28 protein-coding genes, 1 tRNA gene and 1 other RNA gene are annotated in these 26,035 nt (G+C 65.2%); 15 read left to right on the top strand and 15 right to left on the bottom strand.

What is annotated here, in order from left to right:
- Positions 1 to 86 precede the first annotated feature (86 nt).
- Positions 87 to 878, top strand: coding sequence for an arginyltransferase (locus tag K8P63_RS19215; RefSeq protein WP_223797582.1), 792 nt, complete (start codon positions 87 to 89; stop codon positions 876 to 878).
- A 183-nt stretch (positions 879 to 1,061) separates the two neighbouring features.
- Here the strand turns inward: K8P63_RS19215 and K8P63_RS19210 are convergent, their stop codons facing one another.
- Positions 1,062 to 3,161, bottom strand: a complete 2,100-nt coding sequence (locus K8P63_RS19210; protein WP_223797581.1) for a PBP1A family penicillin-binding protein — start codon at positions 3,159 to 3,161, stop codon at positions 1,062 to 1,064.
- Between the two features lie 106 nt (positions 3,162 to 3,267).
- Entirely contained in the window at positions 3,268 to 4,164 is an 897-nt protein-coding gene (locus K8P63_RS19205; protein ID WP_223797580.1) for an aldose 1-epimerase family protein, read from the bottom strand.
- A 90-nt stretch (positions 4,165 to 4,254) separates the two neighbouring features.
- Between K8P63_RS19205 and K8P63_RS19200 the strand changes: the two genes are divergently transcribed.
- Positions 4,255 to 4,719 (top strand): type II 3-dehydroquinate dehydratase, encoded by a 465-nt coding sequence (locus tag K8P63_RS19200; protein ID WP_223797579.1) that lies wholly within the window; start codon positions 4,255 to 4,257, stop codon positions 4,717 to 4,719.
- A 115-nt stretch (positions 4,720 to 4,834) separates the two neighbouring features.
- Here K8P63_RS19200 and K8P63_RS19195 read toward each other — a convergent pair whose 3' ends face one another.
- Positions 4,835 to 6,262 (bottom strand): M20/M25/M40 family metallo-hydrolase, encoded by a 1,428-nt coding sequence (locus K8P63_RS19195; protein ID WP_398287998.1) that lies wholly within the window; start codon positions 6,260 to 6,262, stop codon positions 4,835 to 4,837.
- 103 nt (positions 6,263 to 6,365) lie between these two features.
- Between K8P63_RS19195 and gyrB the strand changes: the two genes are divergently transcribed.
- The gene (gene gyrB, locus K8P63_RS19190) at positions 6,366 to 8,828 is read left to right on the top strand and encodes a DNA topoisomerase (ATP-hydrolyzing) subunit B (RefSeq protein WP_223797577.1); all 2,463 of its coding nucleotides are present in this window, start codon (positions 6,366 to 6,368) and stop codon (positions 8,826 to 8,828) included.
- A gap of 303 nt (positions 8,829 to 9,131) precedes the next feature.
- On the opposite strand, the gene typA is transcribed toward gyrB, so the two are convergent.
- On the bottom strand, positions 9,132 to 10,967 hold the full coding sequence (typA, locus tag K8P63_RS19185) for a translational GTPase TypA (RefSeq protein WP_223797576.1): 1,836 nt from the start codon (positions 10,965 to 10,967) through the stop codon (positions 9,132 to 9,134).
- 132 nt (positions 10,968 to 11,099) lie between these two features.
- Positions 11,100 to 11,678, bottom strand: a complete 579-nt coding sequence (locus K8P63_RS19180; RefSeq protein ID WP_223797575.1) for an FxDxF family PEP-CTERM protein — start codon at positions 11,676 to 11,678, stop codon at positions 11,100 to 11,102.
- A 242-nt stretch (positions 11,679 to 11,920) separates the two neighbouring features.
- On the opposite strand from K8P63_RS19180, the gene K8P63_RS19175 reads away from it, so the two are divergent.
- Genes K8P63_RS19175 through ppa form a run of 3 tightly spaced genes read left to right on the top strand, consistent with a single transcriptional unit; the run spans position 11,921 to position 14,453 of the window.
- Complete coding sequence (locus K8P63_RS19175) at positions 11,921 to 13,129, top strand: toxic anion resistance protein (protein WP_223797574.1); 1,209 nt, start codon at positions 11,921 to 11,923, stop codon at positions 13,127 to 13,129.
- A complete protein-coding gene (locus K8P63_RS19170; protein ID WP_223797573.1) occupies positions 13,129 to 13,836 on the top strand; it encodes a hypothetical protein in 708 nt (235 codons plus the stop codon). Before K8P63_RS19175 ends, K8P63_RS19170 begins: the two co-directional genes overlap by 1 nt.
- Positions 13,837 to 13,895: 59 nt before the next feature.
- On the top strand, positions 13,896 to 14,453 hold the full coding sequence (gene ppa / locus K8P63_RS19165; RefSeq protein ID WP_223797572.1) for an inorganic diphosphatase: 558 nt from the start codon (positions 13,896 to 13,898) through the stop codon (positions 14,451 to 14,453).
- Between the two features lie 328 nt (positions 14,454 to 14,781).
- On the opposite strand, the gene ssrA is transcribed toward ppa, so the two are convergent.
- Together ssrA and K8P63_RS19155 are read right to left on the bottom strand one after the other, a co-directional pair.
- Positions 14,782 to 15,121, bottom strand: a transfer-messenger RNA (tmRNA) gene (ssrA, locus tag K8P63_RS19160).
- Between the two features lie 20 nt (positions 15,122 to 15,141).
- A tRNA-Gly gene (locus K8P63_RS19155) sits at positions 15,142 to 15,215 on the bottom strand.
- A gap of 199 nt (positions 15,216 to 15,414) precedes the next feature.
- Between K8P63_RS19155 and K8P63_RS19150 the strand changes: the two genes are divergently transcribed.
- From K8P63_RS19150 to K8P63_RS19140, 3 genes are read left to right on the top strand one after another with little or no spacing between them, the layout of a single operon-like run.
- Positions 15,415 to 16,584 carry a ParB N-terminal domain-containing protein gene (locus tag K8P63_RS19150; protein ID WP_223797571.1) on the top strand — a complete coding sequence of 390 codons (1,170 nt, stop codon included), beginning with the start codon at positions 15,415 to 15,417 and terminating at the stop codon, positions 16,582 to 16,584.
- The gene (locus K8P63_RS19145) at positions 16,577 to 17,530 is read left to right on the top strand and encodes a hypothetical protein (RefSeq protein WP_223797570.1); all 954 of its coding nucleotides are present in this window, start codon (positions 16,577 to 16,579) and stop codon (positions 17,528 to 17,530) included. The genes K8P63_RS19150 and K8P63_RS19145 overlap by 8 nt, the downstream gene beginning before the upstream one ends.
- 50 nt (positions 17,531 to 17,580) lie before the next feature.
- Positions 17,581 to 18,528 (top strand): DNA cytosine methyltransferase, encoded by a 948-nt coding sequence (locus tag K8P63_RS19140; RefSeq protein ID WP_223797569.1) that lies wholly within the window; start codon positions 17,581 to 17,583, stop codon positions 18,526 to 18,528.
- A gap of 18 nt (positions 18,529 to 18,546) precedes the next feature.
- Here K8P63_RS19140 and K8P63_RS19135 read toward each other — a convergent pair whose 3' ends face one another.
- From K8P63_RS19135 to K8P63_RS19100, 8 genes are all read right to left on the bottom strand, one after another.
- On the bottom strand, positions 18,547 to 19,671 hold the full coding sequence (locus K8P63_RS19135) for a tyrosine-type recombinase/integrase (protein WP_223797568.1): 1,125 nt from the start codon (positions 19,669 to 19,671) through the stop codon (positions 18,547 to 18,549).
- Entirely contained in the window at positions 19,668 to 19,874 is a 207-nt protein-coding gene (locus tag K8P63_RS19130; protein WP_223797567.1) for a hypothetical protein, read from the bottom strand. Before K8P63_RS19130 ends, K8P63_RS19135 begins: the two co-directional genes overlap by 4 nt.
- On the bottom strand, positions 19,871 to 20,236 hold the full coding sequence (locus K8P63_RS19125) for a hypothetical protein (RefSeq protein ID WP_223797566.1): 366 nt from the start codon (positions 20,234 to 20,236) through the stop codon (positions 19,871 to 19,873). Before K8P63_RS19125 ends, K8P63_RS19130 begins: the two co-directional genes overlap by 4 nt.
- Positions 20,236 to 20,802: a hypothetical protein gene (locus K8P63_RS19120; RefSeq protein WP_223797565.1), complete on the bottom strand. Its 567-nt coding sequence runs from the start codon at positions 20,800 to 20,802 to the stop codon at positions 20,236 to 20,238. Before K8P63_RS19120 ends, K8P63_RS19125 begins: the two co-directional genes overlap by 1 nt.
- 3 nt (positions 20,803 to 20,805) lie before the next feature.
- Positions 20,806 to 21,420 (bottom strand): hypothetical protein, encoded by a 615-nt coding sequence (locus K8P63_RS19115; protein ID WP_223797564.1) that lies wholly within the window; start codon positions 21,418 to 21,420, stop codon positions 20,806 to 20,808.
- A gap of 38 nt (positions 21,421 to 21,458) precedes the next feature.
- Complete coding sequence (locus K8P63_RS19110; RefSeq protein ID WP_223797563.1) at positions 21,459 to 21,617, bottom strand: hypothetical protein; 159 nt, start codon at positions 21,615 to 21,617, stop codon at positions 21,459 to 21,461.
- Positions 21,617 to 21,952, bottom strand: coding sequence for a hypothetical protein (locus K8P63_RS19105; RefSeq protein ID WP_223797562.1), 336 nt, complete (start codon positions 21,950 to 21,952; stop codon positions 21,617 to 21,619). Before K8P63_RS19105 ends, K8P63_RS19110 begins: the two co-directional genes overlap by 1 nt.
- A 79-nt stretch (positions 21,953 to 22,031) precedes the next feature.
- Complete coding sequence (locus K8P63_RS19100) at positions 22,032 to 22,736, bottom strand: S24 family peptidase (RefSeq protein WP_223797561.1); 705 nt, start codon at positions 22,734 to 22,736, stop codon at positions 22,032 to 22,034.
- 105 nt (positions 22,737 to 22,841) lie between these two features.
- Between K8P63_RS19100 and K8P63_RS19095 the strand changes: the two genes are divergently transcribed.
- From K8P63_RS19095 to K8P63_RS19070, 6 genes are all read left to right on the top strand, one after another.
- Positions 22,842 to 23,111: a hypothetical protein gene (locus tag K8P63_RS19095; protein WP_223797560.1), complete on the top strand. Its 270-nt coding sequence runs from the start codon at positions 22,842 to 22,844 to the stop codon at positions 23,109 to 23,111.
- Positions 23,112 to 23,280: 169 nt separating this feature from the next.
- Entirely contained in the window at positions 23,281 to 23,658 is a 378-nt protein-coding gene (locus tag K8P63_RS19090; RefSeq protein WP_223797559.1) for a hypothetical protein, read from the top strand.
- The gene (locus K8P63_RS19085; protein ID WP_223797558.1) at positions 23,655 to 24,212 is read left to right on the top strand and encodes a hypothetical protein; all 558 of its coding nucleotides are present in this window, start codon (positions 23,655 to 23,657) and stop codon (positions 24,210 to 24,212) included. The genes K8P63_RS19090 and K8P63_RS19085 overlap by 4 nt, the downstream gene beginning before the upstream one ends.
- Complete coding sequence (locus K8P63_RS19080) at positions 24,212 to 24,562, top strand: hypothetical protein (protein WP_223797388.1); 351 nt, start codon at positions 24,212 to 24,214, stop codon at positions 24,560 to 24,562. The genes K8P63_RS19085 and K8P63_RS19080 overlap by 1 nt, the downstream gene beginning before the upstream one ends.
- On the top strand, positions 24,559 to 25,158 hold the full coding sequence (locus K8P63_RS19075; protein ID WP_223797557.1) for a hypothetical protein: 600 nt from the start codon (positions 24,559 to 24,561) through the stop codon (positions 25,156 to 25,158). The genes K8P63_RS19080 and K8P63_RS19075 overlap by 4 nt, the downstream gene beginning before the upstream one ends.
- Positions 25,152 to 26,015, top strand: coding sequence for a DNA adenine methylase (locus K8P63_RS19070; protein WP_223797556.1), 864 nt, complete (start codon positions 25,152 to 25,154; stop codon positions 26,013 to 26,015). Before K8P63_RS19075 ends, K8P63_RS19070 begins: the two co-directional genes overlap by 7 nt.
- Positions 26,016 to 26,035: the final 20 nt, after the last annotated feature.

The following is a 26,035-nucleotide window of genomic DNA, read 5'->3' as shown; positions in this document are numbered from 1 at the left end:
CCACCTTTCTTGGTAAAGCAGCTTTTCAGGGCGCCGTGCGATGGGCATAGACGGTGTCGGGGCAAGTTGAGCGAGGCGGGACCGCGGTGAGCGCGCAGTTTAAATTTCCGCGTTTCTTCGTGACGACGCCGGCGCCGTGTCCGTATCTGCCCGGCCGGACCGAGCGGAAGGTGTTCACCGAGCTTTCGGGCAGCCACGCCGCCGAACTGAACGAGGCGCTGGGCCGGATCGGTTTCCGCCGCAGCCAGGGCGTCGCCTATCGGCCGAGCTGCATCGACTGCCAGGCGTGCGTGTCGGTGCGCGTCGTCGCGGGCGAGTTCACCCCCAATTCCACTCAGCGCAAGCTGGCGCGCCGCCATGCCGATCTCGAGATCAGCGCCTGCTCGCCATGGACGACCGAGGAGCAGTTCGCGCTGCTGCGCCGCTACCTCGCCGCGCGTCATCCCGGCGGCGGCATGGCGGAAATGGACGAGCTCGATTTCGCCGACATGGTCGAGCAGACGCCCGTCACCACCTACCTGATCGAATATCGCGAGCCGTCGGTCGACGGCCGGCCGGGGCGGCTGATCGGCGCGTGCCTGACCGACCAGCAATCCGACGGCCTGTCGATGGTCTACAGCTTCTTCGAGCCCGATCTGCCGGGGCGGCCGGGGCTCGGCACCTTCATCATCCTCGATCACATCGCGCGCGCCTGCGCCAGCCGGCTGGCCTACATCTATCTCGGCTATTGGGTGAAGGGCTCGGCGCGGATGCAGTACAAGGTACGCTTCCAGCCGCTCGAGCGACTCGGCCCAAGCGGCTGGCGCCGGCTCGAGGCGGCCGAGATCGAGCCGGCCGTGGCGCCGGTCAGCGGCGGGACGAAGTTCCCGCGGCTTTAGGGCGCGGCCACCAGCTTACTCTACGTCCGTTCGCCTTGAGGAGAGGCTGAGCCTGTCGAAGCCTCGTCTCGAAGGACTTGTGCAGCTGCTTCGAGACGGCATTTCGACTGCGCTCAATGCCTCTTCAGCACAGACCGACGGTTAAGCTAGTCCCTCGCACCCGATCGCCTCACACGCCCGCGCTCAGCGCGGCGGCGGCGCCTGCGCGGGCTGGCGCTGGTCGCGCAGCACGTCGTCCAGCCAGCGCTGGTCGATCCGCGGCGGCGTGCCCGGCTGGCGCTGTACCGCGACGCGCGGGGGAACCTCGTCGGCCGGCGGCTGGGCGACGCTCTCGTCGAGCGGGACGGTCGGCTGCGGCGGCGTCTCGGGCTGGTCGGCGGCGGGCGCGGTGTCGCCCTCGTCGTTCGAGAATTGCTGGTTGGGGTCGCCGTAATAGGCCTCGTCGTCGGGCTCGAGCTGCCATTCGGGCAATGTCACCTGCGTGTCGAACTGCTGCACCGGCCGCGTGTTGAGCGCTACCTGCATGTAGGCCGAGAAGGCCTGTGCCGGATTGCGGCCGCCCTGCAGGCCGGGGATCGGCTTGGCATCGTCGCGGCCCATCCACACGCCGGTGGTCAGCCCGCTGGAGAAGCCGAGGAACCAGCCATCCTTGTTGGACGAGGTGGTGCCGGTCTTGCCCGCGACCGGGCGGCCGATCTGCGCGGCGCGCGCGGTGCCGGTGTTGACCGCGGTCTGCAGCAGGTCGGTCATCTCGGCGGCGACGAACGGCGCCACCAGCACGCGCGGCTCGCCCGCCTGATGCTGGTAGAGAACGGTGCCGTCGGGGGTCGAGACCTTGAGGATGCCGTAGGGCTGCACCGCGACGCCGTTGGCCGAGATCGAGGCGAAGGCGCGCGTCATGTCGAGCAGGCGCACGTCCGACGTGCCGAGCACCATCGACGGATGCGTGTTGATCGGCGTCGAGATGCCGAAGCGATGCGCCATGTCGGCGATCGACGCGAAGCCGACCTTCTGCCCGATCTGCGCCGCGACCGTGTTGATCGAGAAGGCGAAGGCGTTGCGCACGTCGATCTGGCCGAGATATTTGCGCGAGCTGTTGCGCGGGCTCCAGCCGTCGATCGTCACCGGCTGGTCGACCACCGGATCGCCCGGCTTCACCCCGCCCTCGAGCGCGGTCAGGTAGACGAACAGCTTGAACGCCGAACCCGGCTGGCGCACCGACTGGGTCGCGCGATTGTAGATCGAGCTGACATAATCGGTGCCGCCGACCATCGCGCGCACCGCGCCGTCATTCTCCATCGAGACGAGCGCCGCCTGCAGCCCCGCAGGCGTGGTGCGATGGATCGCGTCGTCGGCCGCCTTCTGCATCCGCAGGTCGAGCGTGGTCCATACGTCGAGCGGCGCATTCTGGTCGTCGACCAATGTATCGAGCTGTGCCAGCGCCCAATCGGTGAAATAGCGCACGCTGTTCTGCTTGGGCTCGGGCGCGAAGGTCACCGCCTCGGGGTGCGCGCGCTCGGCCTGCGCCGGGGTGATTGCGCCGGCATCCTGCATCACGTCGAGCACGACGCGCGCACGGTCGACCGCCGCCTGCGGATCGGCCGAGGGCGAATAATGCGACGGCGCCTTGACGAGGCCGGCGATGATCGACGCCTCGGCGAGGCTCAGATGATCGCCGGGGTGGCCGAAGAACTTGCGCGCCGCAGCGTCGATGCCATAGGCGCCGCCGCCGAAATAGACGCGGTTGAGATAGAGTTCGAGGATCTGCTGCTTGGAGAATTTCCGCTCCAGCGCCAGCGCCAGCAGCGCCTCGCGGATCTTGCGGCCATAGGTGTAGTTGCTCGACAGGAACAGGTTGCGCGCGAGCTGCTGGGTGATGGTCGAGCCGCCCTGCAGGCGCCGACCCTCGTCGTGCAGCCGCTTGGCGACGTAGAACATGCGCGCGATGCCGATCGGGTCGATGCCGAAATGGCTGTAGAAACGGCGATCCTCGACCGCCACCATCGCGTCGCGCATCACCGGCGCGATGCGATCATAAGGCAGCCAGTCGCCATAGCTCGGCCCGAGGCTGACGATCAGCGTGCCGTCGGCGGCGTGGACGCGCACCGTCTGGCCGTTCGGCTTCTGCATCATCGCCGGGAAGGACGGCAGCGAGGCCATCGTCACGCCGACCGCGATCACCAGCGCCACCACGGCGGCGGCGAAGGCGATCAGCCCGATGCGAAACAGGTTGCGCAGCCAGCGACCGGCGCGGCGAGGGGACGGGGATTTGGGGGCGGGCATGGATCCACGCCGCGATACTCCGTTCCGCCCCTCGCTCACAAGCGCCCTTACAGTCGATCGCACATGAGCGGCAGCTTAACCCCGCCCATTCGGGCGCGGCAGCGGATCATTCGGGCAGCGGCGCCTCTTCGAGGGTGATGTGCATCACGAACGGCTTGGTCGCACCGGGCGCGATCTCGACCACGCCGGGCTTGTCGCGAAACTCGCCGGCATAACCCTCCGGATCGGCGACGCCCTGCCACGGCTCGATGCACAGATAGCCCGCGCCCGGCTTGGTCCAGATGCCGAGCAGTGGCATGATCGGAAAGTCGATGTAGAGCGCCTGCGTGCCCGGCGCGCCGAAGCGCAGGCTGCGCGAGGTGATCGCGTCGAAGATCAGCGCATCGTCTTCGAACAGCGCGTCGCGCACGGCGAAGCTCGCACCCTCGACCGGGGTCGGTTCGGGCTCGGGCCGCAGCAGCCCGTCGCCGTCGATGCGGCGGATCGGACGCGGCTCGTTCTGCGCGAAGCGGACGATATGATCCTCGCGCGCGCCGCCGTAAGGCAGCGGCCAGCGCAGCGCGGGGTGGAAGCCGAAGCTGGCGGGCAGCGGCACGTCGCCAACATTCTTCAGCTCGGCCAGCATCTGCAGCCGGTTGCGCGCGCAGGTGAAGTCGATGTCGAGCTGGAACTCGAACGGATAGGCCGCGCGGGTTTCCTCGCTCGCCTCCAGCCGGAAGACGACGCGATCGGACTGCTGCACCACCACCTCGAACAGGCTGTGGCGGGCGAAGCCGTGCTTCGGCATCGGATAGGCCTGCCCGTCGACATGGATCACGCCCGCATTGACCACGCCGACCACGGGGAAGAGGATCGGCGCGCGGCCCGTCCAGAATGCGGGGTCGCCGTCCCACAGCAGATCGCGGCCTTCCGCATCCTGCAGGCGTTGCAGCTCCGCGCCATAGGGGCTGATCTCGGCGCTGATCGGGCCGGACGCGATGCGGATGGGGGCGGGCTGGGACATGGGCCCGGTCTAGCGCCCGCGACCGCCAGCCGCTAGCGGTTCGTGGCCGCATCGTTGCCCGTGCCCGGTGCGGTCCCGATCGGAGGATTTGTGACCCAGCCCACGCTCTTCGTGCTCAACGGCCCGAATCTCGACCTGCTCGGCCAGCGCGAGCCCGACATATACGGGCACCAGACGCTCGCCGACGTGGAGGTATCGTGCCGCGCCGAGGCCGACGCCGCCGGGCTGGCGCTGCGCTTCCACCAGACCAATGCCGAGCACGAGATGATCGGCTGGCTGCACGAGGCGCGGGTCGGCGCGGCCGGCATCGTCATCAATCCGGCGGCGTTCAGCTATGCCGGCTATCCGATCCTCGACGCGCTCAAGATGTGCGACTGTCCGATCGTCGAGGTGCACATCTCGAACATCCACCGCCGCGACGAGGCGTGGCGCAAGGATTCGCTGATGACCGCGGCGGCGACCGGGATCATCAGCGGGCTCGGCATCCACGGCTATGCGCTCGCGGTGCGGCACATCGCGCACCTGCGCGCGGGGCGGGGCGGAGCCGAACTGTAAAACTCCGTTCGATTCGAGCAGCGTCGAGCACAGCCGAGACGCGTCCGTCGAGAACTTCTCGACTTCGTTCTCGACAGGCTCGAACTCCGCTCGAAGCGAACGGATCGTCTAGGCGTCAGCGCGGATCGGCATAGGCCTTGACCAGCTCCTGCAGCAGGTCGCGCCCGGTATAGACCGACGCCACCGCCGCACGCTCGTTCAGCCCGTGCGCGCCGTTGCCGTCGGGATCGCCGAACGTGCCGGGCGGGCCGTAGACCGGGATGCCGATCGCTTCGAGGAAGATGCCGTCGGTGCCGCCCGTCGACATGGTCGGCACCAGCGGTACGCCCGGATAATATTTGGCGACCAGCTTCTCCGCCGGGCCGACGATCTTCGCGTCGAGGGGCGGCGTCACCGGCACCGGCCGGATCGGCGGCACGAGCGTGACCGCCACCTTGGGGTCGCCGATCGCGGTGGCGAGGCTCTGCTGGATGCTCTCTACCGAATTGCCGGGGAAGATGCGGCAGTTGACGTTGGCCGCCGCGCGCTGCGGCAGCGCATTGTTGGCGTGGCCGCCCTCCAGCAACGTGGCGACGCAGGTGGTGCGCAGCATTGAATGGTAGCTGCGATCCTGGTTGAGCACCGCCTCGGCCGCCTTGTCGCCGGGGTTCTTCGCGATCGCGACCATCGCCTGGCCGATCGCATCGCCGCGCACTGCGCCCGCCTTCGCGAAATAAGCGCGCGTGGTGTCGTTGAGCTGGAGCGGGAATTCGTAATGCGCGACCTTCTGCAGCGCATCGGCCAGCTCGTAGATCGCATTGTCGGGCACCGGCACCGAGCTGTGGCCGCCGGGATTGGTCGTCTCGATCTTGTAATTCTGCACCAGTTTCTCGCCGACGTGCAGGTTCATCACGACGACCTTGCCATGGCCGTCGCTGCGGCCGCCGCCGCCCTCGTTCAGCGCGAATTCGGCCGCGATCAGATCGGGCTTGTTCTTGGCGAGCCACTGCGCGCCGTTGAACGCCCACGTGGTTTCCTCGCCGCAGGTCAGCGCCAGCTTGATCGTGCGCTTGGGGTGAAAGCCCTCCTTCTTGAAGCGCATCATCGCGTCGATCCAGATCGCGTCCATCGCCTTCATGTCGGAGGTGCCGCGGCCGTAGAAATAGCCATTCTCCTCGACCATCTTGAACGGGTCGCGCGTCCAGTCCTCGCGCTTGGCGGTGACGACGTCGAGATGGCCGAGCAGCAGCATCGGCTTCAGCGTCTTCGACGTGCCGGGCAGGATCGCGACCAGCCCGCCTTCCTTGGGATGATCGGGCGTCGAGAACAACGTGATCTGGTCGTCGGCATAGCCCGCCGCTTTCAGGTGCGCCGCCACCTTGTCGGCCAGCACGGTGCAGCTGCCGCTGCTGACGCTGGTGTCGGTTTCGACCAGCTCCTGATACAGCGCGCGGAAGGCCTGCTGGTCGGGCCGGGGCGCGGGCGCCTGCGCCGCCGCCCCCTGCACCGCCAGACCCTGCGCCAGCGCCACGGCGCCCACGGCCACGCGACCAATCCCCTTCATTCCCGCCCCTTTCGTATACGAAGCACCAGATTGAGCATGATCGGGGGGCGGAGGGAAGGCCATTTCGCTTGGGTTTCGATGCCCGAATCCCTATATGCTCGGCATGGCAGATACCCCTGAGACCAACGAATATGGCGCCTCCTCGATCAAGGTGCTGAAGGGCCTGGACGCGGTGCGCAAGCGGCCCGGCATGTATATCGGCGATACCGACGACGGGTCGGGCCTTCACCACATGGTGTTCGAGGTCAGCGACAATGCGATCGACGAGGCGCTGGCCGGCCATTGCGACCGGGTGCTGATCCAGCTCAATCCCGACGGTTCGGTGTCGGTCGAGGACAATGGCCGCGGCATCCCGACCGGCATCCACCCCGAGGAGGGCGTGTCGGCCGCCGAGGTCATCATGACCCAGCTCCACGCCGGCGGTAAGTTCGACAATGCCGACGACGGCAACGCCTACAAGGTGTCGGGCGGCCTGCACGGCGTCGGCGTGTCGGTGGTCAACGCGCTCAGCGACTATCTCGAGCTCAACATCTGGCGCGACGGCGAGGAGCATCACATGCGCTTCGAGCGCGGCGATGCGGTGGCGCCGCTCCGGCTGGTCGGACCGTCGAACGGCAAGAAGGGCACGCGCGTGACCTTCCTGCCCTCGGCCGAGACGTTCAAGATCACCGAGTTCAATTTCGAGAGCCTCGAGCATCGCTATCGCGAGCTGGCGTTCCTCAATTCGGGCGTGCGGCTGTTCCTGATCGATGCGCGCCACGCCGAGAAGAAGGAGGTCGAACTGTTCTACGAGGGCGGGATCGCCGCCTTCGTGAAATATCTCGATCGCGCCAAGACCCCGCTGATGCCCGAGCCGGTGGCGATCAACGGCCAGCGCGACGATGTCGGCATCGACGTCGCGCTGGAGTGGAACGACAGCTATTACGAGCAGGTCCTCTGCTTCACCAACAACATCCCGCAGCGCGACGGCGGCACGCACCTCGCCGCGTTCCGCGCGGCGCTGACCCGCACGATCAACAATTATGCGGAGAAATCGGGCGCGCTGAAGAAGGAGAAGATCTCCCTCACCGGCGACGACATGCGCGAGGGGCTGACCGCGATCGTCTCGGTCAAGCTGCCCGATCCCAAGTTCAGCAGCCAGACCAAGGACAAGCTCGTCTCGTCCGAGGTGCGCGCGCCGCTCGAAAGCCTGATGGCCGACAAACTGGCCGAGTGGCTGGAGGAGAATCCCGGCCACGCCAAGTCGATCGTCCACAAGGTGATCGACGCCGCCGCCGCGCGCGAGGCCGCCAAGAAGGCGCGCGAGCTGACGCGGCGCAAGGGCGTGATGGACATTGCCAGCCTGCCCGGCAAGCTCGCCGACTGTCAGGAGCGCGATCCGGCCAAGTGCGAGCTGTTCCTGGTCGAGGGTGATTCGGCCGGCGGCTCCGCCAAGCAGGGGCGCGACCGCAACATCCAGGCGATCCTGCCGCTCAAGGGCAAGATCCTCAACGTCGAGCGCGCGCGCTTCGATCGGATGCTGTCGTCGCGCGAGGTCGGCACTTTGATCCAGGCGATGGGCACCGGCATCGGCCGCGACGACTTCAACATCGAGAAACTGCGCTACCACAAGATCGTCATCATGACGGACGCCGACGTGGACGGCGCGCACATCCGCACCCTGCTGCTGACCTTCTTCTACCGGCACATGCCGGAGATCATCACCCGCGGGCATCTGTTCATCGCCCAGCCGCCCTTGTTCAAGGTGACGAAGAGCCGGCAGGACCATTATCTCAAGGATCAGGCCGCGCTCGACGACTATCTGCTGCGCGGCGGGCTCTCGACAGTGATGCTGGAGACGGCGGGCGGGGCGCGATCGGGCAACGATCTGCGCGCCTTGGTCGATCATGCGCAGCGCATGGCGCGGCTGATGGCCTATGTGCCGCGCCGCTACGACTGGCAGGTGGTCGAGGCGCTGGCCCTGGTCGGGGCGCTCGACCCGGCGCTGGCCGATCGCGCCGCCAAGGCCGAGCAGGTCGCCGGCTGGCTCGGCCGCGCCGACAGCGAGGCGCGCTGGACCGTCGCCGCGACCGAGGAGGGCGGCTATCATGCCCGCCGGCTGTGGCGCGGCGTGACCGATCATCATGTGATCGACGCGGCGTTCATCCACTCGGCCGAGGCGCGCAAGCTGCACACGCTCGCGACCGAAGAGGCCGAGAGCTATGCCGCCGTGGCGCGGCTGGTGCCGATCGGCCGCCCCGAGCCGACCGAAGAGGGCGATGACGAGCCCGCGACCGACGCCAAGAGCGTCAAGCGCATCGCACGCCCGTCCGAGCTGCTGGAGGCGGTGCTCACCGCCGGGCGCAAGGGCACGGCGATCGCGCGCTACAAGGGCCTCGGCGAAATGAATGCCGAGCAATTGTGGGAGACGACGCTCGATCCGCTCGCGCGCTCGATGCTGCAGGTCGAGGTGGCGCAGGCCGACGTGGCCGACGAGATCTTCACCCGCCTGATGGGCGACGTGGTCGAACCGCGCCGCGAGTTCATCCAGGACAATGCGCTGTCGGTGGCGAACCTCGACGTCTGAGGCGGGGCGGGCGGGCTTGGCTGGCCGGCCGTCACGGCGTCATCCCGGCGAAGGCCGGGATCCAGGTGGCGGGACGCTGACGGGGTAGCGCGCCGTTTCTCCCGTTGCGCGTCCTGGACCCCGGCCCTCGCCGGGGTGACAGTCGGGGCATCCGTGATGCGGGCTTAGCCCTCTTCCGTCACCCCAGCGAAGGCTGGGGTCTCGATGGGGCTGGGCGTCGCTCTCCGCCGCGGGAGATGCCAGCCTGCGCTGGCATGACGTGGTGGTTGGGTGGGGCGGCCGCGCCGCCCCGCCCCCTTTGGCTCAGGCCGCCTTGGAGCGGCTCATGCGCTTGCGCTCGTTCGGGTCGAGGTAGCGCTTGCGCAGGCGGATGTTCTTCGGCGTCACTTCGACCAGCTCGTCATCGTCGATATAGGCGATCGCCTGCTCCAGCGTCATCCGCTTCGGCGGGGTCAGCCGGATCGCATCGTCCTTGCCGCCCGAGGCGCGGAAGTTGGTCAGCTGCTTGGCCTTCATCGGATTGACCTCGAGGTCATCCGTCTTGGCATTCTCGCCGATGATCATGCCCTCATACAGGGCCTCGCCATGCGCCACGAACAGGATACCGCGCTCCTCGAGCGGGCCGAGCGCGTAGGACTGGGCCTCGCCGGCGCCGTTCGAGATCAGCACGCCGTTCTTGCGGCCCTCGATCGTGCCCTTGTGCGGGCCGTACTTCTCGAACAGCCGGTTCATGATGCCGGTGCCGCGCGTGTCGGACAGGAATTCGCCATGATAGCCGATCAGGCCGCGCGACGGTGCCGAGAAGGTGATGCGGGTCTTGCCGCCGCCCGACGGGCGCATGTCGGTCATCTCGGCCTTGCGCAGGTTCATCTTCTCGACGACCGTGCCCGAATATTCCTCGTCGACGTCGATCACGACGGTCTCGTACGGCTCGGTCTTCTTGCCGTCCTCGTCCTCGCCGAACAGCACGCGCGGGCGGCTGATCGACAGCTCGAAGCCCTCGCGGCGCATCGTCTCGATCAGCACGCCGAGCTGGAGTTCGCCGCGGCCGGCCACTTCGAAGCTGTCCTTGTCGGCGCTCTCGGTCACCTTCACGGCGACGTTCGATTCGGCCTCGCGGGCGAGACGGTCGCGGATCATGCGGCTCGTCACCTTGGTGCCCTCGCGGCCCGCCATCGGTGAATCGTTGACGGCGAAGCGCATCGACAGCGTCGGCGGATCGATCGGCTGCGCGTGCAGCGGCTCGGTCACGGTCGGGTCGCAGATCGTGTTGGACACGGTCGCGGTGGTCAGGCCCGCGATCGAGATGATGTCGCCGGCATTGGCCTCCTCGGTCGGCACCCGCTCGAGGCCGCGGAAGGTCAGGATCTTGGAGGCGCGGCCGGTCTCGACGATGTTGCCGTCATTATCCAGCGCGTGGATCTGCTGGTTGGTCTTGACCGAACCCGAGAAGACCAGCCCGGTCAGGATGCGGCCGAGGAAATTGTCGCGATCCAGCAGGGTCACGAGGAACTTGAACGGGCCGTCCGGGTCCGCGCTCGGCGCCGGCACATGATCGACGATCTTCTGGAACAGCGGGATCAGCGTGCCTTCGCGCAGCGTCGGATCCTCGTTCGCATAGCCGTTGCGCCCCGATGCGTAGAGGACCGGGAAGTCGAGCTGCTCGTCGGTCGCCTCGAGGCTGACGAACAGGTCGAACACCTCGTCCAGCACTTCCTGGATGCGCTCGTCGGGGCGATCGACCTTGTTGACCACCACGATCGGACGCAGGCCCAGCTTCAGCGCCTTGCCGGTCACGAACTTGGTCTGCGGCATCGCGCCTTCGGACGAATCGACCAGCAGGATCACGCCATCGACCATCGAGAGGATGCGCTCCACCTCGCCGCCGAAATCGGCGTGGCCGGGCGTGTCGACGATGTTGATGCGGGTCTTCACGCCATCCGGCGCTTCCCACTCGACCGAGGTCGGCTTGGCGAGGATCGTGATGCCACGCTCCTTCTCCAGGTCGTTCGAGTCCATCGCCCGCTCTTCGATGCGCTGGTTGTCGCGGAACGTGCCGGACTGGCGGAAGAGTTGGTCGACGAGCGTCGTCTTGCCATGATCGACGTGCGCGATGATGGCCACATTGCGGAGGCGCATGGGTTTCCGTTTATACTGGAGCGATGGATCGCGGCGCCTTAGCCGATCCCCCGCAGCGCAGCAACCACACGCGCCAAAAAGGCCGGCGGGGTGGTCCCGCCGGCCTTTCGCAGCCCGTTATCGGGGCTTGGTTCAGGCGAAGGCGACGACCGTCTTGCGGCGACGCACGCTGCCGCCGACCATGCCGAACGCGACCACGAACATCGCCCAGGTGGCGACTTCGGGCACGGCACCGGTCGAGAGGTGGAGGCCGCCATCGTACGTCGCCGAATTGGCTGCGCTCGCCGCGGTGACGTTGTAGGCGATCGAGAGCGTGTACAGGCCGGCCGCGGCGAGAACGCTGGTCGGCAGCGCGACCGTCTCGTCGGGGCTGGCGCCCGGAATGGCGTAAGACGTGCTCGTGCCCGACGGGTTGGTCAGGGTGACCGAGGTGAAATCGAGGTTCGAGAGGACCATCGACGAGGGATCGTCGGCATCTGCGCGCAGCAGATGGGTCGAGATCGTGCCCGAAAACACGCTTCCGGCGGTCGCATCGAACGTGAAGACGTCGGTCTGCGAAACCGGTGCATAGATGGAGGAACCGTTGATGCTGGCCGAACCGCTGGTGAATGCGATCGTGTCACCATTGGTATAGCTGATGGAGCTGGCCTGCGCCGTGCCGGCGAGGGTGGCGGCGGTAGCGAGGGCGGCGAGGTACATGGAACGCGTCATCAAGTGTCCTTCTCTGACAGCAAGGCACATCCATCGACCGTGCTGGGGGTGCACGGATTAATGAATGTTAACCTGCGCTCACGCTAACTCCCTCCTGTTCCTTATGGTTTCTCGGTTCGTCGCATCGCAGTGTAAATTTGCCGCAGCGCGGAATCGGTTAACCACGTTTGTGCGGCGGACTGTCTCGCTTGAATAAGACAGCGGTTCGCGCCATCTTTGCCGGCGACCGCTGGAGACGAGACTTGGCCACGACCACGACCGACACTCAGTCCGATCTGGTGCTCACCCCGCCGGCGCCGGTGGCTCCGGTCGCGACATCGCGGGCGGCCGGGCTGGTGCCGCTGAAGGAGGAGCAGCAGAGCGCGCTCGATGCCAAGGCCGACGCCTTCGTCGAGGAGCTGGCCGCGCTCGACGCCAACAGCCCCGAATTCGGCAAGAAGGTCGACCAGATCGGCAATATGGGCCGACGCGAGATCGCCGAGGCCGCCGGACAGTCCAACCGCTTCCTCGATCGGCCGGTGCGGGCGATGGACAGCGAGACCGGCGTCGGCGCCGATTTGGCCGCGCTGCGCCGCACGATCGAGGATCTCGATCCCGGCAAGCGCGGCGGCCTGACCGCGCCGAAGAAATTGTTCGGCATGATCCCGTTCGGCAACAAAATGCGCAACTATTTCGACAGCTACAAGTCGGCGCAGACCCACATCGCCTCGATCCTGTCGAGCCTCGCCAACGGCAAGGACGAGCTCATCAAGGACAATGCCGCGATCGACGTCGAGCGGCAGACTTTGTGGGCGGCGATGGGCCGGCTGGAGCAGATGATCCACGTCTCCAAGGCGCTCGACGCGCGGCTGGAGGGCAAGGCGCTGGAGCTGGAAGGGAGCGATCCCGCCAAGGCCAAGGCGATCCGCGAGAGCGCTTTGTTCTACATCCGCCAGCGCAGCCAGGATCTGCTGACGCAGATGGCGGTGTCGGTGCAGGGCTATCTCGCGCTCGATCTGGTCAAGAAGAACAATGTCGAGCTGGTGAAGGGGGTCGATCGCGCATCGACCACCACCGTCGCGGCGTTGCGCACCGCCGTGACGGTCGCGCAGGCGCTGACCAACCAGAAACTGGTGCTGCAGCAGATCACCGCGCTCAACACGACGACCGCCAACATCATCGATTCGACCGGCAACCTGCTGCGCACCCAGACCGCGCAGATTCACGAGCAAGCGGCCGCCTCGACCATTCCGCTGGAGACGCTGCGCCGTGCGTTCCAGAACATCTACGACACGATGGACGCGGTCGACACGTTCAAGCTGAAGGCGCTCGATTCGATGAAGCAGACGGTCGACAGCCTTTCGAGCGAGGTCGAGAAGTCGCGCGGCTACATCGCCCGCGCCGAGGGGGCGGCGCAGGCGCGCCTCGCCGGCGGGACGAGCGCGCCCGAAGATCCGTTCAAGCCGGTCTGATGGCCGACCCCTCCCGGATCGTGGCCGATGCCGAGGCCCTGCTGCAACGCGTCTCGCCCGAGGGGCGGCGGCTGGCGGCCCGCGCGCGCCAGCGCCGCTTCACCGCGCGCATGAAGACGGCGCGGCGGCTGGCGGCGGCGATGGCAGCGGTGATCGCGGTGGCGATCCTGTGGGGGCTGCTGGTGGGCCCGATCGGCCAGTTCGGTTTCCTCGCTGCGTTAGTGGCGATGGCGGTGGCGTGGGTGGCGATCCTGCTGCTGTCGCGCACGCCCGCCGAAACGCCGCAGACGCTGGCGCAGAGCGACCTGCCGTTGCTGCCGCAGCGGACCGAGGCGTGGCTGCAGGACCAGCGCGCGGCTTTGCCCGCACCGGCGGCGCGGCTGGTCGACGGCATCGGCGTGCGACTGGAGGCGCTGGCGCCGCAGCTCGTCGCGCTCGATGCGCGCGAACCCGTCGCCGCCGAGGTGCGCAAGCTGCTGAGCATCGAACTGCCCGAACTGATCGAGGGCTATCGGCGCGTGCCGACCGCGCTGCGCGGCGGTGCGCGCGACGGGCCGCCGCCCGACCGCCAGCTTGCCGACGGGCTCGGCGTGGTCGACGAGCAACTCGCGCGGATCAGCGCCGATCTGGCGGCGGGCGATCTGCAGAAGCTGGCCACCCAGGGGCGCTATCTCGAACTGAAATATGGCGGCGAGGAGCCGGGTTAACCTTTTCGCACATGCGGCAGCGGCTTGCGCGGCCATGTCGGACATTATATCGAGGCGGCATGAACATCGAACTCGTGCCGGTCGGCAAGAATCCGCCCTTCGACCTCAATGTCGTCATCGAGGTTCCGGTCGGTGGAGAGCCGGTCAAATATGAGTTCGACAAGGCGTCGGGCGCATTGTTCGTCGATCGCATCCTGCACACGCCGATGCGCTACCCCGCCAATTACGGCTTCGTGCCGCACACGCTCTCGCCCGACGGCGATCCGCTCGACGCGCTGGTGATCGCCCGCTCGCCGTTCATTCCGGGCTGCGTCGTGCGCGCCCGCCCGATCGCGGTGCTGAAGCTGGAAGACGAGGCCGGCGGCGACGAGAAACTGGTCTGCGTGCCGGTCGACACCACCTTCCCTTATTATGCCGATGTCGGCGAGCGCACCGATCTGCCGTCGATCGTGATGGCGCAGATCGAGCATTTCTTCACCCACTATAAGGATCTCGAATCCGAGAAGTGGGTGCGCATCGGCAATTGGGGCGATGCGGAAGAGGCCCGCCAGATCGTGCTGGAAGCGATCGACGCGCACAACCGCAAGAAGGCCGAGGGCCAGCCCCTCCCGGCCTGAGGGCCTCGCCCACTTATAGCTTCGTCATTCCCGCGAAGGCGGGAATCTATTCGTGCCAGCTTTCACGATCCAGGCGCCGCCGCGCTCAATGGATTCCCGTCTGCGCGGGAATGACGATCGTTGTGTGGCCTCCGCAGCGCGCGCGCCCATAGCCCGGTCACCCCGGACTTGTTCCGGGGTCCACGTCGCCGCAGATGCCGCGCGTGCAGATGGGTGGATGCCGGAACATGTCGGGCATGACGAAAAGGGACGCGCTCTGTCGCCGCGCCATAGTCGCATGATCGAGGAAAGTGGGGAGCTTCTGTTGCTCGGTGCTCCCCGTACCGCCGGAATCCGCTTCTGTTGCCCGGTGCGGCCCGAACCGCGTTCAAGCCTTGTAATCTAAGCCGTTAGGCCTTGATTACGCGGCAATCGCGAGCGCCTCGTTGTCGTTGGCACTTGTGGTTTTGAGCCTTGAACGGGTTACTCAGCCCGGGCGAAAACAAGAAGCCCGTACACACGTCGATCCTAGTTCGGCCCCGTCAAAGCCCGCCCCGAAGAGCGGGTTTTGGTGGAGCCGCCGGGTACCGCCCCCGGGTCCGCTGCGCCAAACATCATGCACTTTATCGCCATATCCGGGCCAACCCGGCAGGGCCGATATAGGTGCTTGGTTCAGGGAAGGGAAGGGTCGCGCGCAGCGTGTCGGGGGTGGAGCGGGTAGCGGGAATCGAACCCGCGTATGAAGCTTGGAAGGCTACCGCTCTACCATTGAGCTATACCCGCATTTCCAATGACTTAGCGGAGAGGCCGCTGCGTCATTTTACAGTCCATTTTACAAGATCTGCTTCAAGGCCAAACTGCCACCTTGCATAGGGAGTCGTCAACCTCGCGCTGCGTCTCCAGAGGTTGAGCGCTTTCAGGCGATGCTGCACCTCGTGCAGGAAGGGTGGCGGCTGATCCCTGATCACGCTACGGATCGCCAATGACGGCGCCAAATTCAACTATCAATCCCTCGCCGACGCCCGCGCCGGAACGGGTCTCAAGCATGATCACGTTGACTGGGCTGGACCTCGATCCGAGCAACCCGCGGTTTGGGGGACGTTCCGGCTCGGACGCTACTCAGCGGGACATTTTGAACCGAATCGTGCAGATCTTCGGTGTTGGAGATGTGCTCAGCTCTCTGGCAGTGAACGGCTTCTTCCAAGCTGAGCCCTTGGTCGGTCGCCGCCAGGCCAGCGGGCGGATCACGATCATGGAAGGCAACCGACGACTGGCGGCTTGCCTAGTACTGGCTGGAGATGCGCGTGCCGTCGATCAGTCGCTGCTCGGCGAGCAAGCGAGAGGCACTTGGCTGGCGCACGGAAAAAAACCGATCGATCCGATACCGGTTATTGTTTTCGAAGAGCATGAGCAGACGAGAGAGCTGCTTTCGTATCTCGGTGTGCGGCACATTTCCGCTTCTTCGCCTTGGGATAGCTATGCCAAGGCCGCTTGGGTAGCTGAAGTAGTACGCACGGCCTCGCTTTCGGTGTCCGAGGTCTCACAGATGGTGGGAGACCGTAATCAGACCGTATCCCGTCTCCTGGAAGGCTACTATTTTATAAATCAGGTAGAGCGAGCAGGAAAGTTCAGTCCAAAAAACAGTGTCCGCTCGGGCCGAGGCAGTGTGACTGCGTATCCATTTTCTTGGGTGTACACCATACTAGGTTACCTAACCACTCGGGTCTTTCTTTCGCTTCCGGAAGGTGCGCCAGTACCTGATCCAGTACCCGCGGAACGGCTTGATAACGCCGGGCTTTTGTGCAGAGCGATGTTCGGAGACAATAGTAGGGGCCAGAATTCCGCCGTCTCCGACTCGCGGCAACTCGGCGATTTGGCTGCCGTGCTAGCTAGCCCAGACAAGGTTGCCTTGCTTGAGCAGGGCATGTCCGTTGAAGCAATTACCAGGGTGTCGCGTCCAATTGACGAACGCTTGCGACAGGGTTTTGCTGAGATCCGCCGGATCCAAGGCGAGATACTTTCTGGCTTATCAGAGCAGCCGGTAGCGGAAGACGTTGCCATTTCACATACCCCGGCCGCTGTCGCAGCGCGGCGAACTGCACAAGCCATAGAAAATCAGCTCCGCACAATAGTGAATCCTGCGGATGACTAACGACATCTTTAGTGTGCGCCATGAACTTCAGCGCGTAATGACAAATGCGGATCAGACGGAATCGCAAGCGATCTTGACCGGCTCGGCTGTAGCCGACGCTGGGGTTTACGACGAGGTGCTTTCCGGTGAACTGGAAGATTTGGAGACTGGCGACGAAGGAGGCCAACATTGGAGCGCGCAGGATGTAGCGCTCGATGATGAGGTTGGTGCCGTCACGAATGAATTGCAGAGACGTGCGCTCCTGCTAAAAGGGGCTTATCCCTTTAGTCTAACCGGCGGTACGTTGACGTACACGCCGACAAATAACAAGTTTTATGAATATCTTTTGTCGATCTGTATGACGCCCAGCTTGACGAAAAAACCATTTGTTCAATTGCCTAGGTCATTCGAGCGTGTCGTTGCATTGCTGATCCAGCTGCATCTCGGCGATAACTGGCAGCATTTGCACACCGGGCATCCGCGCGAGAAAGCGAATGGAACGACGTTCAGACAGTGCATATTGAAGCTCAGCGAGATATCGGCCGGCGGTCGGGAATGGCGTTGGGATCCTGACCCGCGGTATCCACCGAAACCGGGCATCGGTGGAGACGGCGGGTTGGACTTTGTCATCTGGAGGCCATCTGTCGATAATCGCATTGGCCAACTATACGTGGTTGGTCAATGTGCGTGTGGGAACGACTGGCCGACCAAATTCAATGATCTACGCGTTGAACCGCTGGAAGGATGGATGCGCCCCGTGACGGAGGTGCCGTTCATCCGATGCTTTTCGACCCCGTTTATGATGTCCGACGGTAATTTTATGGCTGCGCATAAAGAGGCGGGTTGGACCTTGGACCGCGCCCGGCTCGCCCTGTTTGCTCATGAAGCAAGCCTCGATCCGCGGGTGGTGGCGCTTCAGCCGTTGTTCGAAACGATGGCACTGCTCGTCACATCGGCTGCCGCTTAGATCATTGGCTTATGCCACCGGTTCTATAAGGAGAGCCTTGAGGGGTAAAAATGCCAACAGCTGTATCATTATTTTCAGGATGTGGCGGTTCCGATGACGGTTTGCGCGCCGCCGGCTTTGACGTCCTAATGGCGAATGACGTACTCGCCTATGCTCGGGATCTCTACACGGAGAATTTTGGTGGAACCGAGTACGTTCTCAAAGACATCCGGCAAATTAAGCATTTTCCATCGGCAGATCTATTGATCGGTTGCTATCCATGCCAAGGCTTTAGCCAGGCGGGGGTGCGCCAACCTGACCGAAATATAAATTTCCTTTATCGGGAATTTGTGCGGGCCTTGCGACTAATAAAGCCGAAAGCTTTTGTCGTAGAGAATGTGTCGGGCATGGTGCGCGAGGACAATTTCCATTTGTTCCAGAACCAAGTCGTCAGATTTAGAACAAGCGGATATCGTGTTCGCTCGGCAATCCTCGATGCACGCCACTTTGGGGTGGCGCAGGAGCGACGGCGACTATTTTTTGTTGGAATCCGTAGCGACCTCGGAGAAACATATGAGTTTCCCCATCCAACTCATCGACTTCCTGGGGAAGAACCATCAAGTCTGCCTCAGTGCCCGACTATAAAAGATGCGATTGGGGATCTTCCGGCGTGGCCCGAGGGCGAGATAGATGTACAGCCTTTCCACTGGTATTATCTTTCGCGAAATCGATATCGTGGCTGGGACGAGCAAAGCAAAACGATAGTCGCGAGTAGCCGACACGCGCCGCTTCACCCGTCTAGCCCAAAGCTTTTGCGGGTGCATACAGACAAGTGGATCTTTGAAAGCGATGCTCCTGCTCGGCGGATTTCCTATCGTGAGGCGGCCCGCCTACAGGGTTTCGGGGATCTCCGTTTCCCTGAAACACAAGGAATTGCTTCGCGTTACCGAGTAATAGGGAATGCTGTTCCGCCGCCGGTTTTTAAAGCTGTTGCAGCGGCGCTACCCGACGTCTGGTGATTTGGTGCGCCGCTCTAGTCAAAGGACTCGTCGCATCCGCTTACTGAGCGCCACGACCACGGCCGCGTCGTCAACGTAGAATTTGCGGATCGTGGCAACGGACTGCGGCGACCAGGCTGCGGCATCCGCTATCTCGCGGTCGGTAAGGCCGGCCCGACATAGCTTCGTTACGAACGTGCCGCGGCAGTCGTGAAGGTGCTTCGGCCGATCGGGCACGCCCAGCTCAGCGCTGCCCGGCTGGAAGATCTTGGCCTCGTTGCGGATCTGGTCGACGGCGGCGCCGAGGCTGCCGGGCGTCCACGATCGCCCCCGGCTGTTGACGAGCAGCGTGTTTACGCCCGGATTGCGGGGCAGGGCGCGCAGCTCCTCGATCAGCTTCGCCAGTTCGGGGATCATCGGGATCACGGCTCGACGGCGCCGGCCGCGGCTCTTCTTCAGCGCGACGCGGATGATCGCGTGGTCGCTCACCTCGTCGAACGTGACAGCGGCAAGGTCGGCCCGGCGGAAGCCCGTGAGCGTCGCTAGGCGGATCGCGTCGTAGACGCGCGGTCGGTTCTCCTTGTCGGCTGCCGCCTTGAACCGCGCCAGATCGTCGTCGGTCCAGATGATCTCGGCGCGGTCGGCACCGGCGTAGAGGGTCGGAATGTCGGCGGCCACGTTGATCGTGACCTTCGCCCGCAACCTGCACCACTGGAGCAGCTGGGCCAGCACGGTGATGCCGATGTCGGCCGCGCGCGGGGTCTTGGCGCGCGCGTCGCGCCAGCCGACCACGTCGGCAACCATCCGCGGATCGTTCCACAGCTTGATCGGGTGCTTGCCCCACTTCGCGTCGATCTGGTCGAGCGCGAGCCCCCATACGCGCTTCGTATTCTCGGCGAGCTTCTTCCATTCGGGGCTGGCCGAATCGGGCTCGCCCGCCCGGCCGCGCCAGCCGATGATCGCAGCGGTGAGCGTGTCGCCCTTGGCCTTGGTCGCGCCCTCGGTCGCGGCGGCGTAGGCGGCCAGTGCATCTTTCGTCAGCTTCGGCTTCACCGGCCCGTCCCACGTCATGATCCTCGGGCCGCCGCGCCAGGCATAGACGTACCAGCGAATCGGCCTGCTGGCCGTCGCCGCAACGCGCACGAAGTGCAGCCCCTCGATCACAGCTGACCGGCGGCTTTCAGCTGATCGTACAGCGAGTCGGCAGGCTTCGGCACGGCGCGCGCCTCCATAATGCGGATCGTGCCGTCAGGTGAGATCTCGATGCCGGCCACGTCAATCCCCAGCGAGCGAGCCGCCTCGATCGCATGCTTGATCGCGACCTTGCCGGGATAGGCGGTCTTGCCGAGGCGCGCGGGTGCGTTCACGGCCGGTCGAACCCAAGGCGGTAGCGGAGGGCGAGGTAGGCGGCGGGTGTCATCCGCTTCTTGGTGGCGTCTTCGTCCTTCCAGCGCTCGCGCAGCTGGTCCGCATCCTTGCTCGCCCGGCTGCCGGTCGATCGGTCACCGCGCGTGCCTTCCCGCGTGGCGCGGGCGACAATGGCGAACGGATAGAGCTGATAGCCACGTCGGCGCGTCCGCGCCTTCCATGCCTTCTGATGCGCGTCGCTACAGAAGATTTGCCGAGGATGCGCGAGCGGGAAGCCTGCGCCGCATTCGGGGCAATCATGCCCGCTTTGACGGCTCGACGGCCCAGCGGGCGATTGCGCGGGTGCGGTGGCACCGGACATTAAGCCGCCTCGCTCGCACGTCGACCGGCGCGCCATTCGGCGTTCAATTCGGCATAGAACATCGCGCTCGGCGTGAGATCAATATGCCAGAGCATGGCGTCGGCTGCCCATGCGCGCTGCTCAGCGGCCAGGAACAGGCCGATCTCGCCCAGATCATAGCCCGGCCACCGCCGCTTCCACGCTTCGTGGAGGGCCTCGCGGGTCATCACGTCCGCCTCGATCGCTCGCAGGCAATCGTCGTTCAGCGCGCGGTGGAGGGCATCGCGCGTCGCCTGCAGCTTGCGCTGGCAGCGGCCAGCCACATGCACCAGCACGGCGCGCTTCTCCTCGCGGGTGGCGCTGTTATCGAGCGGCTCGGCGGCGCGACCGGCGCCGAGATCGACGATGCGCTGCCAATCGGCCGCAATTGCCCTCGCCGCGCGGATCCCGTCCGCAGCCGCCTGCTCGGTCAGCTTCCCCTCGGTGACGAGTTGCGGATATCCCGCCTCGCGCTCGGCGACCACGCGCGCGGCCGCCTTCAGCAGCCGGTCGTGATCGAAAGCGTACAAGGGCGCGTCGCCGATCATGGTTCAGTCGACCGTCGCCACGTCGTTGCGAGCGAGCCACTGACCGCGATCGTCGCCAAGGCGGCTGTCCAGCTGCTCCTCGGTCTCGGGCCAGAGGTGCATGTCGTGGACGAGGCGCTCGTAGGTTTGGCGCCACCAGCCGCGAATGCGGCGATCGGGGTGCTTGTATCCTACGATCTCGGCGGCGTGTATGAGATGCAGCTGGAAGTGATGTGGAATCGCATCGAGCTCGCGCAGGTATTCCCCGGCGATCTCGTGCATAAGCGGCTCCCAGCCGTCCTCGTCTTCCTGATCCAGCGCGGCGCGTTCGACCGACCATTCACAGATCGCGTTCCGCTCAGCCGTCAGCTTCTCATATTCGGCACCGACGACCTCGTCGGCCCAATAGTTGGTCTGCGCATCGAACCGCTGGGTCGCCTTCATGATCAAGACCGACCTCGGGATACTCGGCCCGGTGAAGGATCCGCCGCAATCTTCCATCGGATCCGCCAGCACGCGCTGATCCATGGCCGAGAGAAGGATGCATCGCCGATACCAGCGAAGCAGCATCTTCGGTGAGCCATACTTCGGCAGGTCATCGGGGCCGCGGATGGCAGTCAACAGCACGGTCTGCTGCATGAGTGAGAGGTTGCCCACCCAAGGCTGTAGGACGCCGCTCACGCAAACCACGCATGGAACAGGCCGATCACGATCAGCGCGCTGAGCAGGGCAAGGCCGGCTCCACGGCCGAGGCCGGGGCGATCGGCGGGATGGCGGCACTTGGTGCAGTCGCACGTTGCGGCGTGGATCTGCGGCGGGAAGGGGAGCGGCGGCATCACGCTGCCACCCGCACGGGCTCGGCCAGCGTGAGGCTGGCACAGTTGGCGTTGCCCGGCCGCTGGAAGGCTTCGCGCACGCGGAGATATTCGACCTTGATGAGCGGCTTCGGCGCTTCATTTAGCGCGCGGATGAAGGCCGCTTCCTCGGCGACGTAATCAGGGCCGATCTCATGCGATGCCCACGTGCAAAAGTCGTCATAGAGGCGAGCGACCGGCGTATAGCCGACCACCGACGCCGCATTGTGAGTGCGCGCGGCGCGCCAGCGATCGAAATGCTCGTCGTCGATCTGCTTGAGCGGCTGGACGGCGGGTGCGAGCTTGGTGCGTGGCATCGGTGCCTCCGTTGTGAACGGGGCACAAAATATGCGGGCAATTGCCCGTGTCAAGAGAGAATGCGGGCAATTGCCCGCGTTATCTGCCCGCCAGCTCTCGCGGCGTCAGAACGCGATGAATGCGTGCGACCCGATTCCGCTCCAGCCGAAACCGCAGAGGCGGATTGAATTGCTCAAGCTCAAGATGGGTCGACGAGCGGCCAACCAGCTTCTTCACCAGCGCTGAGACAACCTCGTCTGATGCACCATTCTTGACCTGTACGACGACGTAATCGCCGATGGCGGCCTGCCGGCGCGTCGAAATATAAATCGGGTCGCCATCATCGTATCGCGGCGACATGGAGTTACCGACGACGGTCAGGCTGTACGCATCCTTATCTCCGGCAATACCCGGAAGTCGTCGCACGCGGTCGATAATCTCCGTGAGTTCAATAATCGTCTGCTCGATCTCGAACACTTCTTCGCCGTCCCGCACAGATAGGTCGGCACCTAATGCTGTTCCATAGACGGGAACGTCAAGCGGGAGCCGTTCGAGATCAGGCGTCGTGTCGGCGCCGTTGGCAGGCAGAGACGATGTTGTTGTTCCCATGAGGAAATCGACGGTCGTTCCAAGCGTCGCGGCGAGCGCGCTAAGCCGATCGCTGCTGGGCATGCGACCGCGCCTCATGTCGCGAATGAGATCCGGCTTGCCGCTCGCATCGATCGACGCTTCGCGCTCGGTAAGCCTGCGCTGGATGGCCAGCTCTGCCGCGCGCGTAGCGATATCTCTTGGATCGACCTTCATGCGGGCATTATCCCGCAGATCGCAAGAAGCCGGTTGCGGGAAATTTCCCGTTGACAGGTGAGGGCAATTGCCCGCATTTCTGCCCGCGACACGGCGGAGATGGCTTTGACCCTCATCGATAAATTGATGCAGCTGGCGACGGTGTGGGCGACGGCAACTGGCCGTAGCACTTCGCGGCTGGCTACGGTCGTCGCGAATGACGGCAAGCTGTTCGACCGTCTCGCCGCCGGCGCAACGTGCACGGTCGCGACACTGGAGCGCTTCACCGTTCACCTGTCCAACGAGGTGAATTGGCCGAACTGCACGATCCCATCGGAGGCCCGCGCTCTTCTGATCGGCTTGGGCGAGGCCGACTCCCGGCAGGAGGCCGCGTAGATGGCGACCATAGCTCGCTCGCTGGCGGCAGATACGCGCGGATCATGCGGACCGATCATTTCGGGAGTGCTACCCCGCAATGACCGGTAACGTATTCCCCCGGCTGGGTCGTCCGACCCCAAAGGCTTACCGGGCAGCCACAAAGTGCATCGTCCTGGGCATCCAGTCCGTGCACTTACTGAACGATCGCGAGCTGGCCGACCGGATCAGCTGCGCATCCGAGACGGTGAAAAACGTGCGGACGGAGCGTGGCTGCCTCAACCCCGTAACGCTGGCGAACATCGAATATGAGTTCGGGCCGGGATCGATCGACCCGTTCTACGCGCTCGGCGGCACGCGCGGCATCCCGCGCGAGATCTGCAGCCTGACGTCATTGAATGCCCCGCTGAAGCTGTCCGAAACGCTGCACCACATCATCGCGACCCAGCATCCGGCCAGCGATGGCGGCGTGGAAACGACCGACGCCGAGCTGCGCGCGATCCTCCCGTTCCTGCGCGATGCGCGCCGGTCGCTCGATCAGCTGATCGCACGGGCGGAGACGGCATGACGATGATGGGGGGAACGGCGCCGATGATCGCGGGGGCGATGCCGGCATATGAGAGCTTCACGCTGGACGCTTCGGCAATCCGCGATTGGTGCGGGACCGCCAAGGCGGGCGAGCAGCTGGTCTATTCGGTCGGCTGGCATTTGCCGCCGCGATCGTCGGGCGCGGCCCGTGCCCGCAAGCTGCAAGCCCTTGGCTATGTCGCCCTGGCTCAGAAGCGCTTGCCCAACGGCATGATCGAATATCGGATGCAGCGGCTTCGCCCCGCCCGTGCCGCGGTCGGCCGCGATCCACGCCAGACCCGTATGCGTCTCGATGGCGACATGGCGCGCGTGATGAGCGTCATCCGACGTTGCGCCCGAACCCGGCAGCCGTGCCCGCAGAACCGAGTGCTGGCACGCTTGGCCGGGGTCATCAACGCCAGCTACCAGCTGCAGAAGCTGGTCGATGCGGGCTTTATCGAGAGCCGCATCGTCGATGCAGCCTCGGGCGCGCGCATCATCACGGTCAAGGAAACGGGCGCCAGCACCGCGGTGCCCCCGGTCGGTGCCCGCTGATGGGCCGCCCGCGCAAATACGACTTCGGGCAACTCGAGGTCGGCGATCGCTTGGTCGTCGCGCTTAACGGGCGTCAGCCCTACCTGGCGCAGGCCAGCGTCAGCAACGCCGCAGCGCATTATGCGCGCACCAAGGCTTCTGACTTCGCCTTCACCACCAGCACGTCGCTGATCCGCGGGTTCGTCGTGTTGGAGCGGGTCGCTTTTCCCGGCGACCAGCCGCTTCATCTGGCGGCCGATCGCAATCGCGTGGCGCAGATCGAGCAGTCGTCGCGCCAGCGCGAGTTGACCTCGACTGAGATCGATCGGTTCAAGCGCCAGCTTTCCCGCATCGAGCGGAGGGCGGCATGAGCGCGCCCTCAGCGGCCGCCGGCAAGGCGTTCGCGCGCGGGCAGCGGGACGATCCCGCCAACCGCGAGACGCATGACTTCTATCCGACGTGGCCTGCCGCAACGACGGCACTCCTGGCGGTCGAGCGATTCGACGGGCCGATATGGGAGCCGGCATGCGGTGACGGCGCCATGTCGCGCGTGCTGGAGGCTGCCGGCCACACGGTGATCAGCACCGACCTGATCGACCGTGGTTATGGCGAAGGCGGGCGCGATTTCCTGATGGAGTGGGCGCCGCGAGCGCCGAACATCGTCACCAACCCGCCGTTCCGCTGGGCCAGCCAGTTCGTGGATCGCGCGCTGCAGCTGACCACGGGAAAGGTCGCGCTCTTCCTGCGATTGGCCTTCCTCGAAGGGCAAGATCGCGGCCGCTGGTTTCCGACGACGCCGCTTGCTCGAGTCTGGATCATGTCGCGCCGCGTGCCAATCGCGCGCGGCCGGCTCGCCGGTCCCGACGAACAGGGTGGCGGCGTGATCGCCTTCGCATGGTTCGTTTGGGAGCGCGGCCATTCCGGCGCACCTGCTCTGGGCTGGCTTGATTGGAAAGCGGCATGCTGACGATCGAGCGGCCTGTGTTGCGCTGGTTGGGCGGCAAGTACCGCCTTGCGGAATGGATAATCGGGCATTTCCGAGCCCACGAAATCTATGTCGAGCCGTTCGGCGGCGCAGCGTCGGTGCTGCTGCGGAAGCCGCGCGCCTATAACGAGGTTTATAATGATCTAGACGGCGAGCTGGTGAACCTGTTTTCAGTTCTCCGCTCGGCCGACGCGACCGAGCTTTTGCGCCAACTGCGGCTCACTCCCTATGCGCGAGCCGAATATCTGCCGGCGTTTGAACCGACCTGCGATCCGATCGAGCGCGCACGTCGCACGATCGTTCGATCGCATTTGGCGCACGGCACCGGCGGCGCGCGGATGGACCGTCCGACGGGTTTCCGCACGAACGGGATTATGGCCAGCACCAACGTGGCCGGCGAGTGGGCGGATCTGCCCGATGCGTTGGCGGCCGTCGTGGACCGACTGCGCGGCGTTGTCATCGAGCAGCTGCCGGCGCTGGATCTTATCGCGCGCTACGATGATCCCAAGGCGCTCATCTACCTCGATCCGCCATATCTGCCCGACACGTGGTCCACCAAATCGCGGAAGTCCGGAGAGCGGTATCATACTTATCAGTATGAACTGACCGCCGAGGATCACCGGACATTATGCGACGCATGCAACGCATCTTCGGCAATGATCGTCATCTCAGGGTATCCGCACCCGCTCTATGACGAGCTGCTGCCCGAATGGCGCTGCGAGCAGGTCGCCGCCCGCGCACACCGTAACTCGCCTCGTACAGAGGGGCTATGGATCAATCGGGCAGCCGCCGATCAATTGGATCGCCAGCAGCTCTCATTGGAGCTGCGCGTCGCATGAGCTTCTCGATGTACGATCGC

The sequence above is a fragment of the Sphingomonas nostoxanthinifaciens genome, from assembly GCF_019930585.1.
Lineage (GTDB): Bacteria > Pseudomonadota > Alphaproteobacteria > Sphingomonadales > Sphingomonadaceae > Sphingomonas_I > Sphingomonas_I nostoxanthinifaciens.
The sequence above is the reverse complement of the archived record's forward strand: the minus strand, read 5'-3'. Positions and strand labels throughout refer to the sequence as shown.

Coding starts and splice junctions, on each gene's coding strand:
- K8P63_RS19210 (WP_223797581.1), bottom strand. CDS start 3,161: ATGCCCGCCCCCAAATCCCCGTCCCCTCGCCGCGCCGGTCGCTGGCTG.
- K8P63_RS19205 (WP_223797580.1), bottom strand. CDS start 4,164: ATGTCCCAGCCCGCCCCCATCCGCATCGCGTCCGGCCCGATCAGCGCC.
- K8P63_RS19195 (WP_398287998.1), bottom strand. CDS start 6,262: ATGAAGGGGATTGGTCGCGTGGCCGTGGGCGCCGTGGCGCTGGCGCAG.
- gyrB (WP_223797577.1), top strand. CDS start 6,366: ATGGCAGATACCCCTGAGACCAACGAATATGGCGCCTCCTCGATCAAG.
- typA (WP_223797576.1), bottom strand. CDS start 10,967: ATGCGCCTCCGCAATGTGGCCATCATCGCGCACGTCGATCATGGCAAG.
- K8P63_RS19180 (WP_223797575.1), bottom strand. CDS start 11,678: ATGACGCGTTCCATGTACCTCGCCGCCCTCGCTACCGCCGCCACCCTC.
- K8P63_RS19170 (WP_223797573.1), top strand. CDS start 13,129: ATGGCCGACCCCTCCCGGATCGTGGCCGATGCCGAGGCCCTGCTGCAA.
- ppa (WP_223797572.1), top strand. CDS start 13,896: ATGAACATCGAACTCGTGCCGGTCGGCAAGAATCCGCCCTTCGACCTC.
- K8P63_RS19150 (WP_223797571.1), top strand. CDS start 15,415: ATGACGGCGCCAAATTCAACTATCAATCCCTCGCCGACGCCCGCGCCG.
- K8P63_RS19145 (WP_223797570.1), top strand. CDS start 16,577: ATGACTAACGACATCTTTAGTGTGCGCCATGAACTTCAGCGCGTAATG.
- K8P63_RS19140 (WP_223797569.1), top strand. CDS start 17,581: ATGCCAACAGCTGTATCATTATTTTCAGGATGTGGCGGTTCCGATGAC.
- K8P63_RS19125 (WP_223797566.1), bottom strand. CDS start 20,236: ATGTCCGGTGCCACCGCACCCGCGCAATCGCCCGCTGGGCCGTCGAGC.
- K8P63_RS19120 (WP_223797565.1), bottom strand. CDS start 20,802: ATGATCGGCGACGCGCCCTTGTACGCTTTCGATCACGACCGGCTGCTG.
- K8P63_RS19115 (WP_223797564.1), bottom strand. CDS start 21,420: ATGCAGCAGACCGTGCTGTTGACTGCCATCCGCGGCCCCGATGACCTG.
- K8P63_RS19110 (WP_223797563.1), bottom strand. CDS start 21,617: ATGCCGCCGCTCCCCTTCCCGCCGCAGATCCACGCCGCAACGTGCGAC.
- K8P63_RS19105 (WP_223797562.1), bottom strand. CDS start 21,952: ATGCCACGCACCAAGCTCGCACCCGCCGTCCAGCCGCTCAAGCAGATC.
- K8P63_RS19100 (WP_223797561.1), bottom strand. CDS start 22,736: ATGAAGGTCGATCCAAGAGATATCGCTACGCGCGCGGCAGAGCTGGCC.
- K8P63_RS19085 (WP_223797558.1), top strand. CDS start 23,655: ATGACGATGATGGGGGGAACGGCGCCGATGATCGCGGGGGCGATGCCG.
- K8P63_RS19080 (WP_223797388.1), top strand. CDS start 24,212: ATGGGCCGCCCGCGCAAATACGACTTCGGGCAACTCGAGGTCGGCGAT.
- K8P63_RS19075 (WP_223797557.1), top strand. CDS start 24,559: ATGAGCGCGCCCTCAGCGGCCGCCGGCAAGGCGTTCGCGCGCGGGCAG.
- K8P63_RS19070 (WP_223797556.1), top strand. CDS start 25,152: ATGCTGACGATCGAGCGGCCTGTGTTGCGCTGGTTGGGCGGCAAGTAC.